The organism is Streptomyces sp. NPDC017676, from assembly GCF_044329325.1.
In the GTDB taxonomy this organism is placed as follows: Bacteria; Actinomycetota; Actinomycetes; order Streptomycetales; family Streptomycetaceae; genus Streptomyces.
In genome coordinates, this window is sequence record NZ_JBIRJA010000005.1 from 315,803 (window position 1) to 333,222 (window position 17,420).

The window sequence follows — 17,420 nt, forward strand, 5'->3', positions numbered from 1 at the left end:
ATCGGTGCTGGTGCCGTGTCAACGAAAGTGCGCCGTGGCCGAGTTCCCGGATGCGGCCGGGAACTCGGGCACGGCGCCCTCGCGTTGTACGGGTGTGCGCCCGGTCAGCGGCCGGCGCCGCCGTCGGCGTTCGGTCCGGCGTAGTCCTCGCCGTAGGCGCCCTTCGCGGGGCGGCGGCGGCGCATGGGCGGCTCGACGCCGTCCGCGAGGCGGCGGGCGGTGAGCAGGAAGCCGGTGTGGCCGATCATCCGGTGGTCCGGGCGGACGGCCAGGCCCTCGATGTGCCAGTTGCGGATCATGGTCTCCCAGGCGGTCGGCTCGTTGAAGCAGCCGATCTCCCGGATGGACTCCACGGTCCGGGCGAGCTGGGTGGTGGTGGCCACGTAGCAGCACAGGATGCCGCCGGGGACGAGCGCCTTGGAGACGGCCTCCAGGCACTCCCAGGGGGCGAGCATGTCGAGGATGACACGGTCGACGTCGGTGTCGGACAGGTTGTCCTGGAGGTCGCCGACGGTGAGCTGCCAGGCGGGGTGCGGGCCGCCGAAGTAGCGCTCCACGTTCTGCCGGGCGATGTCGGCGAAGTCCTCGCGGCGCTCGTAGGAGTGGAGCATGCCCTGGTCGCCGATGGCCCGCAGCAGGAAGCTGCTGAGCGAGCCGGAGCCGACGCCGGCCTCCACGACGCGGGCGCCGGGGAAGATGTCGGCGAAGGCGAGGATCTGCCCCGCGTCCTTCGGGTAGACGACGGCTGCCCCGCGGGGCATGGACAGGACGTAGTCGGGGAGCAGGGGGCGCAGCGCGAGGTAGGCGACGTTGCCGGTGGTCCGGACAACGCTGCCCTCGGGAGCGCCGATCAGTTCGTCGTGCGGGAAGGAGCCCTTGTGGGTGTGGAAGTTCTTCCCGGCTTCGAGCGTGAACGTGTAGTGGCGACCCTTGGGGTCGGTCAGCTGTACCTGGTCCCCGACCTTGAAGGGCCCGCGCCTGCGGGCGGCACCGGTCGGTTCGGACATGTGACCAGCCTACCGGTTCCCTGCCGGGGGCTTGACCGGCGGAGGGGCGGGGGGAGCGTGCGTACCGACGGTGCGGGCCGGGCGCGGCCGGGCGCGGCCGGGCGCGCGGTTCCCGGTGGCCCGTGCCGGGCGCCCCGGCCCCGGACCCTGTCAGGCCGGTCTTGCCATGGCCCTGACGAAGGCCCGTTCCACGTCGGCGGCGGACAGGACGCCGTAGATCTCGCCGGTCTCCTCCACCACCAGGTACTCGGTGGCCGGGGTGGCGCGCAGCACGTCCAGCAGTTCTTCGCCGGCCAGCTCGGCGGAGACCCGCATGCCGTCGGTCAGCTCCTGGGCGAGGCCGCTGACGGCGACCCAGGGGCGGGGGGAGCGTGCGTACCGACGGTGCGGGCCGGGCGCGCGGTTCCCGGTGGCCCGTGCCGGGCGCCCCGGCCCCGGACCCTGTCAGGCCGGTCTTGCCATGGCCCTGACGAAGGCCCGTTCCACGTCGGCGGCGGACAGGACGCCGTAGATCTCGCCGGTCTCCTCCACCACCAGGTACTCGGTGGCCGGGGTGGCGCGCAGCACGTCCAGCAGTTCTTCGCCGGCCAGCTCGGCGGAGACCCGCATGCCGTCGGTCAGCTCCTGGGCGAGGCCGCTGACGGCGACCCAGGGGCGGCGGTGCTCGGGCACGCCGACGATGGCGGCCTCGCGGACCAGCGAGAGCGGGGTGCCGTCGGCGTCGACCACGACCAGGGCGCGGGCCCCGGCGGCGTTGGCGCGGCGCAGTGCCTCGGAGAGCGGGGTGTCGTTCTCCACCGGCACGGCCCGCCGGGTGAGGGTGCGGGCGCGCAGCTCGGGGAGGTGTTCGCGCAGCCGGGCCATGCGCAGGCTGTTGCCGGCGCCGGTCCAGATGATCGCGGCGAGGATGGCGGCGAGCAGGGCGTCGGTGACGGTGTCCATGCCGCCCACGTCCTCGCCGCTGCCGCCGAGGGCGCCGGACTGGTTGAGCAGGGGCAGGCCGATCAGGACGGAGACGGCGAGCGCGCGGCCGACCCAGGCGGCCGCGACCGTGCCGGTCATCGGCTTGCCGCTGATCTTCCACACGACGGCGCGGAGCATGCGGCCGCCGTCGAGCGGGAGGCCGGGCAGGAGGTTGAAGATCGCCACGATGAGGTTGGAGACCATCAGCCCGGCCAGCAGGACACCGGGTACGGTGCCGGGCTCCACGGGCCTCATGGCGAGGTAGAACAGGCCGGTCAGGACGAGGGAGAGCAGCGGGCCGACGAAGGCCAGCACGAATTCCCGGCCCGGGGTCTCGGCCTCCTTCTCGATCTCCGAGACGCCGCCGAAGAACTGGAGCTGGATGCGGCGGACCGGGAGCTTGAAGCGGATCGCGGCGACCGTGTGGGCCAGCTCGTGGACCAGTACGGAGGCGTAGAAGGCGACCGCGAAGAAGAGGGAGACCAGGTAGCGGGCGGCGCCCAGCTCGGGCAGCACGCGGTCGAGCTGTCCGCCGAAGACCCAGGTGATCAGCGCGGCGACGAGGAACCAGCTCGGCGCGACGTAGACGGGGACGCCGAAGGGGCGGCCCATGAGAATGCCGCCACCGGGCTCCTTGGGCCGCGGCTCGGGCGGCTCGCCCTTGGCGATGCCGGAGTGGGCGAGGGAACGGTGCTCGGGGGCGGCAGTGTGGTGCGTGGGGGCCGGGGCGGTGTCGGGCCGGGGGGTGTCGTCCGGGGCTTGGTGGTCTGGGGTCTGGTGGTCCGGGGTCCCGTGGTCCGGGGTCCGCTGCTCCGGGGTGCGGTGGTCCGGGGTCCGGTGGTCCGGCTCGGCCGGGGTGTGGACACCGGGAGTGCCGTCCGGGCCGGGAGCACTGTCCGCTTCCCGCGCCCTGTCCGCGTCGGACGCGGGGGCCGTCGCCTCGGGCGTGATGGCCGCGGCCGTGTCAGCGGTGCTGCCGCTCGTACGGTCGTCCGCACTGGCCCGGCCGCCCGAATCGCCGTCACCGCCGGTGCTGTCGGTGCCATCGGCACCGTCCGTACCGGGGCTGCTCGCCGTGGCCTCTTCCGCCGGCCGGTCGGTGGCGCCGGGGCGTCCGGTGGGCGCCGGTGCCGGCTCCTCGGTGCCGTTGCCGGCTCGGTCGGCGGGGCGCGGGGGTCCGGGCTCCGGGCCCGGGGGGTCGGTGGGTCCGGTCGCCGGGGCCGTAGGGTCAGCGGAGTGCTCGGCCGGCTCGTCGTTGCCGGACCGCGGCTGCCCGCTCCCGCCGCTCACGTCCACGGTGTCCCCTCGTTCGAAGCGTCCTTCCGCACCTGCCGGACGGAAGGGTCTCCTGTCGATGGTATGCGGCCGTGGTGGCACGTTTCGCCCCGGCACCCCCCGTGTTCGCCCCGGGGACGCGCGGTGGACGCGTGCGGCGACTGGGTCACTGTCAGTGGTGGGCCGTAAGGTCTGTGGGCATGGACAGCAGCATCGACGAGGCGGCGGCGCAGCCGGGCGACGCCGTGCGGACGCCCCCGGCCACCCCACCCCGGACGCCGGAGCCCGCGATGCCCGCGGCCACGGAACCGGCGGGGGAAGCGGCGCCACAGACGGCCCCGGTCCCGGCCGCGGCACCGCAGACGGCCCCGGTCCCGTCCCCGGCCGCGGCCGGTGCGGGCGAGGAGCGGAGCGCCATCGCGCCGACCTCCTTGTCGCCCTCCCGGGCCAGTGACTTCATGCAGTGCCCGTTGCTGTACCGGTTCCGGGTGATCGACCGGCTGCCGGAGAAGCCGAGCGAGGCGGCGACGCGGGGCACGCTGGTGCACGCCGTGCTGGAGCGGCTGTTCGACGCGCCCGCCGGGGAGCGGACCGCGCCCCGCGCCAAGGCGCTGATCCCGGGGCAGTGGGACAGGCTGCGCGAGAGCCGCCCGGAGGTGACCGAGCTGTTCGCCGACGACCCCGAGGGGGAGCGGCTGGCCGGCTGGCTCGCCGAGGCCGAGCGGCTCGTGGAGCGCTGGTTCACGCTGGAGGACCCGACGCGGCTGGAGCCGGCCGAGCGGGAGCTGTTCGTGGAGGCCGAGCTGGAGTCGGGGCTGCGGCTGCGCGGGATCATCGACCGGGTGGACGTGGCGCCGACCGGCGAGGTGCGGATCGTCGACTACAAGACGGGCAAGGCCCCCCGCCCCGAGTACGCCGAGGGCGCGCTGTTCCAGATGAAGTTCTACGCCCTGGTGGTGTGGCGGCTGAAGCGGGTCGTCCCGCGCCGGCTGCAGCTCGTGTACCTGGGCAGCGGGGACGTGTTGACGTACGACCCCGTCCTCGCCGACCTGGAGCGGGTGGAGCGCAAGCTGCACGCGCTGTGGGAGGCCATCAAGCAGGCCACGGAGACCGGGAACTGGCGGCCGCGGCCCACCAAGCTGTGCGGCTGGTGCGACCACCAGGCGCACTGCCCGGAGTTCGGCGGCACTCCCCCGCCCTACCCGCTGCCGGTCACGGCGGGGCCCGGGACCGTGTGAGCCCGGAAATCGCCGGCAGGGCAGAATGGGGCCGGACTAGCGAAGGAGTGTCACGTGGCCATCCGCGTCCTACTGGTCGACGACCAGCCCCTGCTGCGCACCGGTTTCCGGATGATCCTGGAGGCCGAGCAGGACATCGCGGTCGTCGGCGAGGCCGGTGACGGTCTCCAGGCCCTCGACCAGGTGCGCGCCTTGCAGCCGGATGTCGTGCTGATGGACATCCGGATGCCGCGGATGGACGGCGTGGAGGCCACCCGGCAGATCACCGGGCCCGGCCGGGACGGCCCGGCCAAGGTGCTGGTGCTGACCACGTTCGACCTGGACGAGTACGTGGTGGAGGCGCTGCGCGCCGGGGCCAGCGGCTTCCTGCTCAAGGACGCGCCCGCCAACGAACTGGTGCAGGCGATCCGGGTGGTCGCGGCCGGCGAGGCCATGCTCGCGCCGAGCATCACCCGGCGGCTGCTCGACAAGTACGCCACGCATCTGCCGTCCGGCGAGGAGCCCGTGCCGGACACCCTGCACACGCTCACCGACCGCGAGGTCGAGGTCCTGAAGCTGGTGGCGCGCGGGCTGTCCAACGCCGAGATCGCGGCCGATCTGTTCGTCAGCGAGACGACCGTGAAGACGCATGTGGGTCATGTGCTCACCAAGCTGGGGCTCAGGGACCGCGTGCAGGCCGCGGTGTACGCGTACGAGAGCGGTCTGGTGCGCCCCGGCGCGCAGTAGGACGGGGAAGACGGTACGACGGCGAAGGGCGCCCTCCCCCACCGGGGGGAGGGCGCCCTTCGCCGTCGTACCGGCGTCAGCCCTTGCCGCGTCGCGCGGAGAACGTCGCGCGGAGAACCGTCAGCCGCTCACACCGCGGCTCAGCTCCCACAGCTGGAGCGTCGAGGAGGAGTTGAGGGCGTAGGCCACGCCCGTGACGTCGTCCCGGGCGGCGACGTACTGCTTGCCCTGCCACAGCGGAATGATCGGGACGTCGTCGGCGACCATGTCCTGAATCTCGGTCAGGCTCTTGGAGGCGCTGAGCCGGTCGGCCTCGCGGCGGGACTGCGGGATCAGCGTGCGCTGGATGGTGGTGTTGTTGTACGGCGAGCCGAGGGTGTTGTCCTTGTCGAGGAAGGGCGCGATGAAGTTGTCGGCGTCCGGGAAGTCGGGGAACCAGCCCATGCCGTAGACGTCGTACTTGCCCTTCTGCTCGGCGGGCCGGAAGGTCTTCCAGGGGTGGCCCTGGATGGAGGCGTCGAACAGGCCGCTGTCGTTGAGCTGCTTCTGCAGCACCTCGAACTCCTGCTTGGTGGCCGAGCCGTAGTGGTCGGTGGTGTAGTGCAGGGTCAGCTTCACCGGGGTGGTGATGCCGGCCTTGGTGAGCAGCGACTTGGCCTTGTCGACGCTGGGGTTGCCGTACTTGTTGAAGAACGAGTTGGAGTGGCCGGTGACGGTGGCCGGGACCAGCGAGTACAGCGGCTCGGCCTGGGTGCCGTAGACCTTGGAGACCAGCTCGCCGCGGTTGATGAGCTGGGCCATGGCCTGGCGCACGGCCTTGGACTTGACGCTGGAGGCGTCGGTGTTGAAGGCCAGGTAGCGGATCTCCAGGCCGGGCATGTCGACCAGGTCGACGTTCTCGTCGGTGCCGGCGTCCAGCTTCTGGATCTGCGCGGGCGACATGGTGCGGGTCATGACGTCGATGTCGCCCTTGTCGACCGCGGCGCCCATGGCGTCGGCGTCGGCGAAGGAGCGCAGCTCGACCTTGTCGTTGTTGACCGTCACGCTGCCCTTGTAGTTGGGGTTCTTGGTGAAGGTCGCGTCGACGATCGCGTTGTCCTTGACGTCGGCCTTGAAGGTGTACGGGCCGGAGCCGTCGACCTCGAAACCGTCCCGGAGCTTGTCCTTCGGGTAGTCCTTCGGGTTGACGATGCCCGCGACCGGGGTGGACAGCTTGAACGGGAAGGTGGCGTCGGCCGTCTTGAGGTGGAAGATGACCTCGCGGTCGCCCTGCGTCTCGACGGTGTCGATGGTGTTCAGCAGGGCGGCCGGACCGCCGGCGACGTTGATGCGCAGCGCACGCTCGATGGAGTACTTGACGTCCTGGGCGGTCACCGGGTCGCCGTTCGCGAACTTCAGGCCCTCCCGCAGCTTGCAGGCGTAGCGCTCGCTGCCGCTGTCGGTGAAGGAGCAGCTCTCGGCGGCGTCCGGGACGGGGTCGCCCTCGCCCTTGGGCTGGGCCATCAGGGTCTGCACGGACTGGCGCAGGATGTTCCAGGTGCCGACGTCGTAGGCGAAGGCCGGGTCGAGGGGCGCGGGGGCTTCCTTGGTGGCCGTGAACTGGTCCGTGGTACCGACGACGATGGCGTCACCGCTCTTGCTCCCGCTGTCGGATCCGCCGCACGCGGCGAGAACCGGGGTGAGCAGGCCGGCCACCGCCGGCAGCACCAAAGTCTTGCGGTTCATGCGGGAGTTTCTCCAGAGCTGTTCGGGTCCGTGTATCCGGTATGCAGGGGTGACGCGGCGGATCACGGGGTTCTCGGCGGTGTTCTCGCGATGAGATTAGTCCGCGCCCGCGGCCGGGTTCACAGCGGCGTAAGTCACTATCCATCACACAGTGGAATCGGTCGCGGACACACCGAAAACCCCGGCAGCGACACGATCAGTGCAGCTTCCCATCAATCGGGACACAAGGTCGCAAGGAATCACCACCAACAGGCCCGGACAGCACACTTGGCCAACACTGTCGAGCCCGTTGGATGTGGGGAACGTCACATACCCAACTGAGCGGTCAGTCAGCAGAATTCGGCCGCGCCGCTCCCGGTGAATTCTCCGCGGGTGTACTTCCCCGGAAATATGTCCAGCGCCGCCAATGGAGTTGGCACGCTGGGTGAACGGCTAGCGCATTTCCGTCATCAGACCCCGCAGAAATGCCAGGTCGACCTCTTCCAGAGAGGAGACCACGGTGCGTCCCTCGGCCGGGCCGATGGGGGCCACGGAGGGGACGGCGACCACCCGGCAGCCCGCGGCCTCGGCGGCGGCGACGCCGGTGGCGGTGTCCTCGACCACCGCGCATCTGGCCGGATCCGCACCGAGCCCGGCGGCTGCGAGCAGATACGGGTCCGGGAAGGGCTTGGTGCGGGAGACCTCGTCGCCGGCGATGGAGAGGGCGAAGTGGTGCGGCCCGAGCACGGTGAGCACACGGTCGATGATGCGCCGGTGGGAGGCGGAGACCAGGGCCGTGGGGACGCCGTGCAGGTGCAGTTCGGCGAGCAGCCGGGAGGCGCCCGGCATCAGCGGCAGCGTGCGGCCGATCCGGCCCTCGAAGCCCTCGTTGAGCAGCACGCTGAGCTCCGCGAGGGTGATGTCGGCGCCGGTCGCCTCGATGAGGAAGCCGGCGCTGCGGGTCATCGGGCCGCCGACCACGACGTGCCGCCAGGACTCGTCCAGCGTGTGGCCGAGGGCGGCGAAGACCTCCACCTCGACGTCCCACCAGAAGCCCTCTGTGTCCACCAGGGTGCCGTCCATGTCGAGCAGCACCGCCTGCAGGGCGGAGCCTTCGGCTGTACGGGTTCCGAGCGCGGGGACCGTACTGGTCATCCGGGCGCACCTCCTTGAGGGACGACCAGGCCGGTTCCCGGGCGGGGAACCGGCCTGCAGTGGACCGACCAGTGTACGACTTGTCCGATCAGTCTGCTGGGTGAGACACGCCTCACCGGGTGCGGGTGGGACACATCCCGGCGTGTGGCTGGGACACGGGTCCCGGCGTGCGGGGTGGGACACCCGTCACCGTGCGTTGAAGTACTTCGCCTCCGGGTGGTGGATCACGATCGCGTCCGTGGACTGCTCGGGGTGGAGCTGGAACTCCTCGGAGAGGTGGACGCCGATCCGCTCCGGCCTGAGCAGTTCCGCGATCTTGGCTCGGTCCTCCAGGTCGGGGCAGGCGCCGTAGCCGAGGGAGAAGCGGGCGCCCCGGTACTTCAGGTCGAACATGTCCTCGATGGCGGCCGGGTCCTCGCCGCCGAAGCCGAGTTCGGCGCGCACGCGGGCGTGCCAGTACTCGGCGAGGGCCTCGGCCAACTGGACGGACAGGCCGTGCAGTTCGAGGTAGTCACGGTAGGCGTTGGCCTCGAAGAGCTTCGCCGTCTCGGCGCCGATGCGCGAGCCGACGGTGACGACCTGGAGGCCGACGACGTCCGTCTCGCCAGACTCCTCCGGGCGGAAGAAGTCGGCGAGGCACAGGCGCCGGCCGCGGCGCTGGCGCGGGAAGGTGAAGCGGGTGCGCTCGTTGCCCTGTTCGTCCAGGATGATCAGGTCGTCGTCCTTGGACACGCAGGGGAAGTAGCCGTGGACGACGGCCGCTTCCAGGAGGTTCTCCGTCTGGAGCCGGTCGAGCAGGCCGCGCAGCCGGGGCCGGCCCTCGGTCTCGACCAGTTCCTCGTACGTCGGGCCCTCGCCGGTGCGGGCCTGCTTCAGGCCCCACTGGCCCTTGAACAGGGCGCCCTCGTCCAGCCAGCTCGCGTACTCCTTGAGCTGGATGCCCTTGACGACCCGGGTGCCCCAGAACGGCGGGGTGGGGATCGGGTTGTCGGTGGCGACGTCGGAGCGGACGTGGCCCTCCTCCGGGCGCTCCTCGATCTCCACGGCGGCGGCCCGCACCCGGCGCTGCCTCAGCTCGGGCAGCTTGGCGCCGGGCACGCCCCGCTTGACGCCGATGAGGGCGTCCATGAGGCGCAGGCCCTCGAAGGCGTCGCGGGCGTAGCGGACCTCGCCCTCGTAGATCTCGTGCAGGTCCTGTTCGACATAGGCCCGGGTGAGGGCGGCGCCGCCGAGGATGACCGGGAAGCGGGCGGCGAGGCCGCGCTGGTTCAGCTCCTCCAGGTTCTCCTTCATGATCACCGTGGACTTCACCAGGAGCCCGGACATGCCGATGACGTCGGCCCGGTGTTCCTCGGCCGCCTCCAGGATCGCGGAGACCGGCTGCTTGATGCCCAGGTTGACGACGTTGTAGCCGTTGTTGGACAGGATGATGTCGACGAGGTTCTTGCCGATGTCGTGCACGTCGCCGCGCACGGTGGCGAGCACGATCGTGCCCTTGCCCTCGGCGTCCGACTTCTCCATGTGCGGTTCGAGGTAGGCGACGGCCGCCTTCATGACCTCGGCGGACTGGAGGACGAAGGGCAGCTGCATCTGACCGGAGCCGAACAGCTCGCCGACGACCTTCATGCCGTCGAGCAGGGTCTCGTTGACGATGTCGAGCGCCGGACGGTCCTGGAGCGCCTGGTCCAGGTCGGCCTCCAGGCCGTTGCGCTCGCCGTCGATGATGCGCCGCTTGAGCCGCTCCTCCAGGGGCAGCGCGGCCAGTTCCTCGGCCTTGCCGGCCTTCAGGGACTTCGCCGTGGCGCCCTCGAAGAGCTGCATGAGCTTCTGGAGGGGGTCGTAGCCCTCGCTACGGCGGTCGTAGATGAGGTCGAGGGCGGTGCGGACCTCTTCCTCGCTGAACCGGGCGATCGGCAGGATCTTGGAAGCGTGCACGATCGCCGAGTCCAGGCCGGCCTTGACGCACTCGTCCAGGAAGACGGAGTTCAGCAGGATGCGGGCGGCCGGGTTGAGGCCGAAGGAGATGTTCGACAGGCCCAGCGTGGTCTGCACCGCCGGGTGGCGCCGCTTCAGCTCGCGGATCGCCTCGATGGTGGCGACTCCGTCCTTGCGGGACTCCTCCTGACCGGTGCAGATGGTGAAGGTCAGGGTGTCGATGAGGATGTCCTCCTCACGGATGCCCCAGTTCCCGGTCAGGTCGGTGATCAGCCGTTCGGCGATCTCGACCTTCTTCTCCGGGGTGCGGGCCTGGCCCTCCTCGTCGATGGTGAGCGCGATCAGCGCGGCGCCGTGCTCCCGCGCCAGCCGGGTGACCTTCGCGAACCGGGAGTCGGGGCCGTCGCCGTCCTCGTAGTTCACGGAGTTGATCACCGCGCGGCCGCCCAGCTTCTCCAGGCCGGCCCTGATGACGTCGACCTCGGTGGAGTCCAGGACGATCGGCAGGGTGGAGGCGGTGGCGAAGCGGCCGGCCAGTTCCTCCATGTCGGCGACGCCGTCCCGGCCGACGTAGTCCACGCACAGGTCGAGCAGGTGCGCGCCCTCGCGGATCTGCTCCCGGGCCATCTCCACACAGTCGTCCCAGCGGCCCTCCAGCATGGCCTCGCGGAACTTCTTGGAGCCATTGGCGTTGGTGCGCTCGCCGATGGCCAGGTAGGAGGTGTCCTGGCGGAACGGCACCGACTGGTAGAGGGAGGCGGCGCCCGGCTCGGGGCGCGGCTCGCGGTCGGGCGGGGTGAGGTCCCGTACCCGCTCCACGACCTGGCGCAGGTGCTCGGGGGTGGTGCCGCAGCAGCCGCCGATGAGGGAGAGGCCGTAGTCGCGTACGAAGTTCTCCTGGGCGTCGGCCAGGCCCTCGGGGTCGAGCGGGAAGTGGGCGCCGTCCTTGGTGAGGATGGGCAGGCCCGCGTTCGGCATGCACAGCAGCGGGATGCGGGAGTGCCGGGTGAGGTAGCGCAGGTGCTCGCTCATCTCGGCCGGGCCGGTCGAGCAGTTCAGGCCGATCATGTCGATGCCGAGCGGCTCCAGCGCGGTGAGCGCGGCGCCGATCTCGGAGCCGAGCAGCATGGTGCCGGTGGTCTCGAAGGCCATCGAGCAGAGCAGCGGGACCTCGGTGCCGAGGCGCTCCATGGCGCGCCGGGCGCCGAGGACGGACGCCTTGGTCTGGAGCAGGTCCTGGGTGGTCTCGACGATCAGGGCGTCGGCGCCGCCGGTGAGCAGGCCCTCGGCGTTCGCCTGGAAGCCGTCCCGGAGGGTGGTGAACCCGATGTGGCCGAGGGTGGGCAGCTTGGTGCCGGGGCCGATGGAGCCGAGGACCCAGCGGGGCCGGCCGTCGCGAGCCGAGAACTCGTCCGCGGTCTCCCGGGCGATACGGGCGCCGGCCTCGGAGAGTTCGTGGACACGGTCGGCGATGTCGTACTCCGCCATGGCCGCGTGGTTGGCCCCGAAGGTGTTGGTCTCGACGCAGTCGACGCCCACGGCGAAGTACGCCTCGTGGACGGAGCGGACGATGTCGGGGCGGGTGAGGTTGAGGATCTCGTTGCACCCTTCGAGGTTCTGGAAGTCCTCAAGGGTGGGCTCCTGGGCCTGGAGCATCGTGCCCATGGCTCCGTCGGCGACCACCACACGGGTGGCGAGTGCCTCGCGGAGCGCGGACGCACGGGTCCGGCTGTCGGCGGAAGGGGACGTTGGCGACGAGGCCATGTAAGGGCTCCCTGGAGTGCGACGGCTGTCGGCTATGCGGCTGCCCGGCCCGGCCGGGTTGCCGCACGGCGCCAGAGTAACCGGGAGTCGGCTTGGATGGGCAGCGGCGTCCACGAGGCGGACGCGGGTGGCCCGCGTGCCACGCACAGATCACGTGTGATGTAACAGGTGCCGTCCGACCATTAGCGGGAGGTCGGCATGGACCGGTAGTGTTCGACATTGCCGAACGCTGATTTTCAAACGGCGCCGGGCAGTCGAACGGGACGGAGGCAGGACGGCGATGGCACGGAACATCCAGTCGCTCGAACGGGCGGCGGCGATGCTGCGGCTGCTCGCGGGCGGCGAGCGGCGGCTCGGCCTCTCGGACATCGCCTCGTCATTGGGCCTCGCCAAGGGCACCGCCCACGGCATCCTGCGCACCCTCCAGCAGGAGGGGTTCGTGGAGCAGGACGACATCTCCGGGCGCTACCAGCTGGGCGCGGAGCTGCTGCGCCTCGGCACGACCTATCTCGACGTGCACGAACTGCGCGCGCGGGCGCTGGTGTGGACCGACGACCTGGCCAGGTCCAGCGGGGAGAGCGTGTATCTGGGCGTCCTGCACCAGCAGGGCGTCCTGATCGTGCACCACGTCTTCCGGCCCGACGACAGCCGGCAGGTGCTGGAGATCGGGGCCATGCAGCCGCTGCACTCCACGGCCCTGGGCAAGGTGCTCTCCGCCTACGACCCGGTCGCGCACAGCGAGGCGCTGGACGCCGAGCGCAAGGCGTTCACGGACCGCACGGTGTGCGATCCCGGCGACTTCGAGCACCTCCTCGACGTCACGCGCGCGCGTGGGTACGCGGCCGACGTGGAGGAGACCTGGGAGGGCGTGGCGTCGATCGCCGCGCCCATCCACGACCGGCGCCGCATGCCCGTGGGCGCGGTCGGCATCACCGGCGCCGTGGAGCGGCTGTGCCGGGAGGGCGAGCTGCGCCCGGAGCTGATCGCCGCGGTGCGCGACTGCGCCCGCGCGGTCTCCCGCGATCTGGGCGCCGGGCGGTTCTGACCGCGGGGACGAGCGGGGAACGAACGGAAGAACAGGGACGACCGGGACGCCAGGCGGCGTTCCGGTCGTCGATCTACCCTGAAATCGGCAAAAGCGGCTAGATCGTACGTCCGTGCACGAACGTTGATAACGCGCAGCGATCAATAACGATCCTGTTTTCGATAACAGAACCCTTGACTCACGTGTAACGCCGAAGCAAGACTCCCGTCCATCGGTCGGCATTGTCGAACACCTTCCGGCAATACGCGCTAGAGTGTGACAACGCCAAGGGCCGGCATCGCTCTCACCCCCGAGGGCGCCAGAACCCCCGCTGGGACCGGGGTTCGGCTTACCCCTGGACGAAGGACAAAGGAGTCGCGGGTGTCCAGCTCCGACATCTTCATCGGCGAGACCATCGGTACCGCCATACTCATCCTGCTCGGCGGCGGTGTCTGCGCCGCCGTGACGCTGAAGGCCTCCAAGGCCCGTAACGCCGGTTGGCTCGCCATCGCCTTCGGGTGGGGCTTCGCCGTCATGACGGCCGTGTACATCTCCGGACCGCTGTCCGGCGCCCACCTCAACCCGGCCGTCACCGTCGCCCTCGCCATCAAGGACGGCGACTGGAGCAACGTTCCGACCTACTTCGCCGGCCAGTTGCTCGGCGCGATGATCGGCGCGGCTCTGGTGTGGGTCACCTACTACGGCCAGTTCTACGCGCACCTGACCGACAAGGAGATCGTCGGCGGTCCGGGCGCGCAGGCCACGGCGGCCAAGGCGGTCGAGGCCGAGGAGCAGGCCGCCGGCCCGGTCCTCGGCATCTTCTCCACCGGTCCGGAGATCCGGAACGTGGTGCAGAACCTCGCCACGGAGATCATCGGCACGGTCGTGCTGATCCTCGCGGTCCTCACCCAGGGCCTGAACGACAAGGGCAACGGCCTCGGCGTCCTCGGCGGTCTGATCACCGCGCTCGTGGTGGTGTCGATCGGTCTGTCGCTCGGCGGCCCGACGGGCTACGCGATCAACCCGGCCCGCGACCTGGGCCCGCGCATCGTGCACGCCCTCCTGCCGCTGCCCAACAAGGGCGGTTCCGACTGGAGCTACGCCTGGATCCCGGTGGTCGGTCCGCTGATCGGCGGCGCCATCGCTGCAGGCATCTACAACGTCGCCTTTGCTTGAGAAGCCTCTTGAGAAGCCTGACGAAGCACCGAGTCTTCGAGCACGCGCCGTACGTACAGCCCCATCACCACGGATCTTTCAGGAGCACACAGTGACCGACGCCCACACCGCAGGCCCCTTCATCGCGGCGATCGACCAGGGCACGACCTCCTCGCGCTGCATCGTCTTCGACCGGGACGGCCGCATCGTCTCCGTCGACCAGAAGGAGCACGAGCAGATCTTCCCGAAGCCGGGCTGGGTCGAGCACAACGCCAACGAGATCTGGACCAACGTCCAGGAAGTCGTCGCCGGCGCCATCGCCAAGGCCGGCATCACCCGGGACGACATCAAGGCCATCGGCATCACCAACCAGCGCGAGACCACCGTGCTGTGGGACAAGAACACCGGTGAGCCCGTCCACAACGCCATCGTCTGGCAGGACACCCGCACCGACGCGCTCTGCAAGGAGCTCGGCCGCAACGTCGGCCAGGACCGCTTCCGCCGCGAGACGGGCCTGCCGCTGGCCTCCTACTTCGCCGGGCCCAAGGCCCGCTGGCTGCTCGACAACGTCGAGGGCCTGAAGGAGCGTGCCGAGGCCGGTGACATCCTCTTCGGCACCATGGACACCTGGGTCATCTGGAACCTGACCGGCGGTGTCAACGGCGGCAAGCACGTCACCGACGTCACCAACGCCTCCCGCACCCTCCTCATGAACCTGCACACGATGCAGTGGGACGAGAAGATCTGCGAGTCCATCGGCGTGCCGGAGCAGATCCTCCCCGAGATCCGCTCCTCCGCCGAGGTCTACGGCGAGATCACGGGCGGCAAGCTCGGCGAGCTGCTCGGCGGCATCCCGGTCGCCTCCGCGCTCGGCGACCAGCAGGCGGCCCTGTTCGGCCAGACCTGCTTCTCCGAGGGCGAGACCAAGTCGACCTACGGCACCGGCACCTTCATGGTGATGAACACCGGCAGCAAGATCATCAACTCCTACGCCGGTCTGCTGACCACCGTCGGCTACAAGATCGGCGACCAGCCGACGGTCTACGCCCTGGAGGGCTCGATCGCCGTCACCGGCTCGCTGGTGCAGTGGATGCGCGACCAGATGGGCCTGATCTCCACCGCGGCCGAGATCGAGACGCTCGCGCTGTCGGTCGAGGACAACGGCGGCGCCTACTTCGTGCCGGCCTTCTCCGGCCTGTTCGCCCCGCACTGGCGCTCCGACGCCCGCGGTGTGATCGCCGGCCTGACCCGGTACGTCACCAAGGCGCACCTCGCGCGCGCCGTCCTGGAGGCCACCGCCTGGCAGACCCGGGAGATCGCCGACGCCATGGTCAAGGACTCCGGCGACGAGCTGGTGACCCTGAAGGTCGACGGCGGCATGACCGCCAACAACCTGCTGATGCAGACCCTCGCCGACGTCCTCGACGCACCGGTGGTGCGCCCGATGGTCGCCGAGACCACCTGCCTCGGCGCCGCCTACGCCGCCGGTCTCGCCGTCGGCTTCTGGAACAGCACCGACGACCTGCGCGCCAACTGGCGCCGGGCCGCCGAGTGGACCCCCCGCATGGACGCGGAGACCCGCGCCCGTGAGTACAAGAACTGGCTCAAGGCCGTCGACCGGACCATGGGCTGGCTCGAAGACGAGAGCTGAGCGGGCCTTCCCGGCTCAGCCATCTCTGACGAGGAGTAAGTACCCGACATGACCAGTCAGTCCACCCTGCAGACCGTGCCCGCCCTGGGGACGCACCCGGCTTCCGGCTCCAACCCGAGCCGGGCCGAGACCAGGGAGCAGCTCGCCAAGGCGTCGTACGACCTTCTTGTGATCGGCGGCGGCATCCTGGGCATCTCCACCGCCTGGCACGCCGCGCAGTCCGGCCTCAGGGTGGCGCTGGTCGACGCCGGCGACTTCGCCGGCGCCACCTCCTCCGCCTCCTCCAAGCTGCTCCACGGGGGCTTGCGCTACCTGCAGACCGGCGCGGTGAAACTGGTGGCGGAGAACCACTTCGAGCGCCGTGCGGTCTCCCGCCAGGTGGCCCCCCACCTGGCGAACCCGCTCACGTTCTACCTCCCCGTGTACAAGGGCGGGCCGCACGGCGCGGCGAAGCTCGGCGCGGGTGTCTTCGCCTACTCCGCGCTCTCCGCGTTCGGTGACGGCGTCGGCCACCTGCTCTCCCCCGCCAAGGCGGCGCAGGACGTGCCCGAGCTGCGCACCGAGAACCTCAAGGCCGTGGCCGTCTACGGCGACGACCAGATGAACGACGCCCGCATGGCGCTGATGACGGTCCGCGCGGCCGTCGAGGCGGGCGCGGTGGTCCTCAACCACGCCGAGGTCACCGGGCTGCGCTTCACCAGGGGCCGGGTCACCGGCGCCGACCTCAGGGACCGGCTGTCCGGCGAGGAGTTCGGCGTCAACGCCCGCCTGGTGCTGAACGCGACCGGCCCCTGGGTCGACCACCTGCGCCGGATGGAGGACCCGAACGCGGCTCCGTCCATCCGGCTGTCCAAGGGCGCGCACCTGGTGCTGAAGCGGACGTCCCCGTGGAAGGCCGCGCTCGCGACCCCCATCGACAAGTACCGCATCACCTTTGCCCTCCCCTGGGAGGACATGCTCCTGCTCGGCACCACCGACGAGGAGTACGAGGGCGACCCGGCGGACGTCTCGGTCAACGAGAAGGACATAGCCCAGATCCTGGACGAGGCCGCGTTCTCCGTCCGGGACCAGCAGCTCCAGCGCGACCTCATCACCTACGCGTTCGCCGGTCTGCGGGTGCTGCCTGGCGGCCCCGGCGACACCGCCAAGGCCAAGCGCGAGACCGTGGTGACCGAGGGCAGGGGCGGCATGCTGTCCGTCGCGGGCGGCAAGTGGACGACGTTCCGCCACATCGGCCGGACGATCATGAAGAAGCTGGAGGCGCTGCCGGGGCACCCGCTCGGCGACGACTTCGAGCCGATCTCCTCGCTGCCGAAGAAGCTGCCGCTGCCCGGTGTCGCCAACCCGCGCGCCGTCGCCCACCGGCTGCTGGTCGACGGCCCGGCCCCGGGTCCGCGCATGGCCGCCGACACCGCCAGGCACCTGGCCACCCACTACGGCTCCCTGGCCTTCGACATCGCCCGCCTGGCGAACGAGAACCCGGAGCTGGCCGAGCGCGTCCACCCCGACGCACCGGAGATCTGGGCGCAGGTCGTCTGGGCCCGTGACCACGAGTGGGCCGAGACGCCGGACGACGTGCTGCGCCGCCGCACCACGCTGACCATCCGGGGCCTGGCCACGGACGAGGTCCGCGCCAAGGTCCAGGACCTGCTGGACAAGAAGTAGCGAGCGGGCGCGCACAGACCGTGCAGGACAGCTGAGGGGCGGCCCCACGCCGACGGGGCCGCCCCTCGCGCTTCCCGTGCGCCGGAACGCGCTCCACGGCCCGGCGGCGCCGCCGCATAATGTGCTGACATCCGATGTCTGGGGCGACAGGAGGCCGG

General features: G+C 70.8%; 12 protein-coding genes. 6 read left to right on the top strand and 6 right to left on the bottom strand.

The annotated features are described in order from the left end of the window. Window positions 1-104: 104 nt before the first annotated feature. The 3 genes from ACH4LD_RS13660 to ACH4LD_RS13670 all read right to left on the bottom strand — a co-directional run bounded on the left by ACH4LD_RS13660 (window position 105) and on the right by ACH4LD_RS13670 (window position 3,266). Window positions 105-1,007: a tRNA (adenine-N1)-methyltransferase gene (locus tag ACH4LD_RS13660; protein ID WP_014671696.1), complete on the bottom strand. Its 903-nt coding sequence runs from the start codon at window positions 1,005-1,007 to the stop codon at window positions 105-107. 150 nt (window positions 1,008-1,157) lie between these two features. Next, window positions 1,158-1,322, bottom strand: coding sequence for a hypothetical protein (locus tag ACH4LD_RS13665; RefSeq protein WP_398055775.1), 165 nt, complete (start codon window positions 1,320-1,322; stop codon window positions 1,158-1,160). A gap of 129 nt (window positions 1,323-1,451) precedes the next feature. Next, window positions 1,452-3,266 carry a site-2 protease family protein gene (locus ACH4LD_RS13670; protein WP_398055774.1) on the bottom strand — a complete coding sequence of 605 codons (1,815 nt, stop codon included), beginning with the start codon at window positions 3,264-3,266 and terminating at the stop codon, window positions 1,452-1,454. Between the two features lie 173 nt (window positions 3,267-3,439). Here ACH4LD_RS13670 and ACH4LD_RS13675 point away from each other — a divergent pair, with 173 nt between their 5' ends. Next, window positions 3,440-4,483, top strand: coding sequence for a PD-(D/E)XK nuclease family protein (locus ACH4LD_RS13675; protein WP_398055773.1), 1,044 nt, complete (start codon window positions 3,440-3,442; stop codon window positions 4,481-4,483). A 54-nt stretch (window positions 4,484-4,537) separates the two neighbouring features. Beyond that, entirely contained in the window at window positions 4,538-5,209 is a 672-nt protein-coding gene (locus ACH4LD_RS13680; RefSeq protein ID WP_014671700.1) for a response regulator transcription factor, read from the top strand. A gap of 120 nt (window positions 5,210-5,329) precedes the next feature. Here ACH4LD_RS13680 and ACH4LD_RS13685 read toward each other — a convergent pair whose 3' ends face one another. The 3 genes from ACH4LD_RS13685 to metH all read right to left on the bottom strand — a co-directional run bounded on the left by ACH4LD_RS13685 (window position 5,330) and on the right by metH (window position 11,767). After that, window positions 5,330-6,934: an ABC transporter substrate-binding protein gene (locus ACH4LD_RS13685; protein WP_398055772.1), complete on the bottom strand. Its 1,605-nt coding sequence runs from the start codon at window positions 6,932-6,934 to the stop codon at window positions 5,330-5,332. A 432-nt stretch (window positions 6,935-7,366) separates the two neighbouring features. Next, window positions 7,367-8,068: an HAD family hydrolase gene (locus ACH4LD_RS13690; protein WP_398055771.1), complete on the bottom strand. Its 702-nt coding sequence runs from the start codon at window positions 8,066-8,068 to the stop codon at window positions 7,367-7,369. A gap of 186 nt (window positions 8,069-8,254) precedes the next feature. Next, complete coding sequence (gene metH, locus ACH4LD_RS13695) at window positions 8,255-11,767, bottom strand: methionine synthase (RefSeq protein WP_398055770.1); 3,513 nt, start codon at window positions 11,765-11,767, stop codon at window positions 8,255-8,257. A gap of 280 nt (window positions 11,768-12,047) precedes the next feature. Between metH and ACH4LD_RS13700 the strand changes: the two genes are divergently transcribed. From ACH4LD_RS13700 to ACH4LD_RS13715, 4 genes are all read left to right on the top strand, one after another. After that, complete coding sequence (locus ACH4LD_RS13700; RefSeq protein ID WP_398055769.1) at window positions 12,048-12,812, top strand: IclR family transcriptional regulator; 765 nt, start codon at window positions 12,048-12,050, stop codon at window positions 12,810-12,812. A 360-nt stretch (window positions 12,813-13,172) separates the two neighbouring features. Next, window positions 13,173-13,967 (top strand): MIP/aquaporin family protein, encoded by a 795-nt coding sequence (locus ACH4LD_RS13705; protein ID WP_132786444.1) that lies wholly within the window; start codon window positions 13,173-13,175, stop codon window positions 13,965-13,967. Between the two features lie 91 nt (window positions 13,968-14,058). Further along, window positions 14,059-15,597 (top strand): glycerol kinase GlpK, encoded by a 1,539-nt coding sequence (gene glpK, locus ACH4LD_RS13710; protein WP_398055768.1) that lies wholly within the window; start codon window positions 14,059-14,061, stop codon window positions 15,595-15,597. Window positions 15,598-15,645: 48 nt separating this feature from the next. Beyond that, on the top strand, window positions 15,646-17,262 hold the full coding sequence (locus tag ACH4LD_RS13715) for a glycerol-3-phosphate dehydrogenase/oxidase (protein ID WP_132786442.1): 1,617 nt from the start codon (window positions 15,646-15,648) through the stop codon (window positions 17,260-17,262). The last annotated feature ends 158 nt before the right edge of the window (window positions 17,263-17,420 follow it).

Bases quoted from the DNA above. Each gene is read 5' to 3' on its own strand.
- ACH4LD_RS13665 (WP_398055775.1), bottom strand. From the start codon at position 1,322: ATGCGGGTCTCCGCCGAGCTGGCCGGCGAAGAACTGCTGGACGTGCTG.
- ACH4LD_RS13685 (WP_398055772.1), bottom strand. From the start codon at position 6,934: ATGAACCGCAAGACTTTGGTGCTGCCGGCGGTGGCCGGCCTGCTCACC.
- ACH4LD_RS13700 (WP_398055769.1), top strand. From the start codon at position 12,048: ATGGCACGGAACATCCAGTCGCTCGAACGGGCGGCGGCGATGCTGCGG.
- metH (WP_398055770.1), bottom strand. From the start codon at position 11,767: ATGGCCTCGTCGCCAACGTCCCCTTCCGCCGACAGCCGGACCCGTGCG.
- ACH4LD_RS13690 (WP_398055771.1), bottom strand. From the start codon at position 8,068: ATGACCAGTACGGTCCCCGCGCTCGGAACCCGTACAGCCGAAGGCTCC.
- ACH4LD_RS13660 (WP_014671696.1), bottom strand. From the start codon at position 1,007: ATGTCCGAACCGACCGGTGCCGCCCGCAGGCGCGGGCCCTTCAAGGTC.
- ACH4LD_RS13715 (WP_132786442.1), top strand. From the start codon at position 15,646: ATGACCAGTCAGTCCACCCTGCAGACCGTGCCCGCCCTGGGGACGCAC.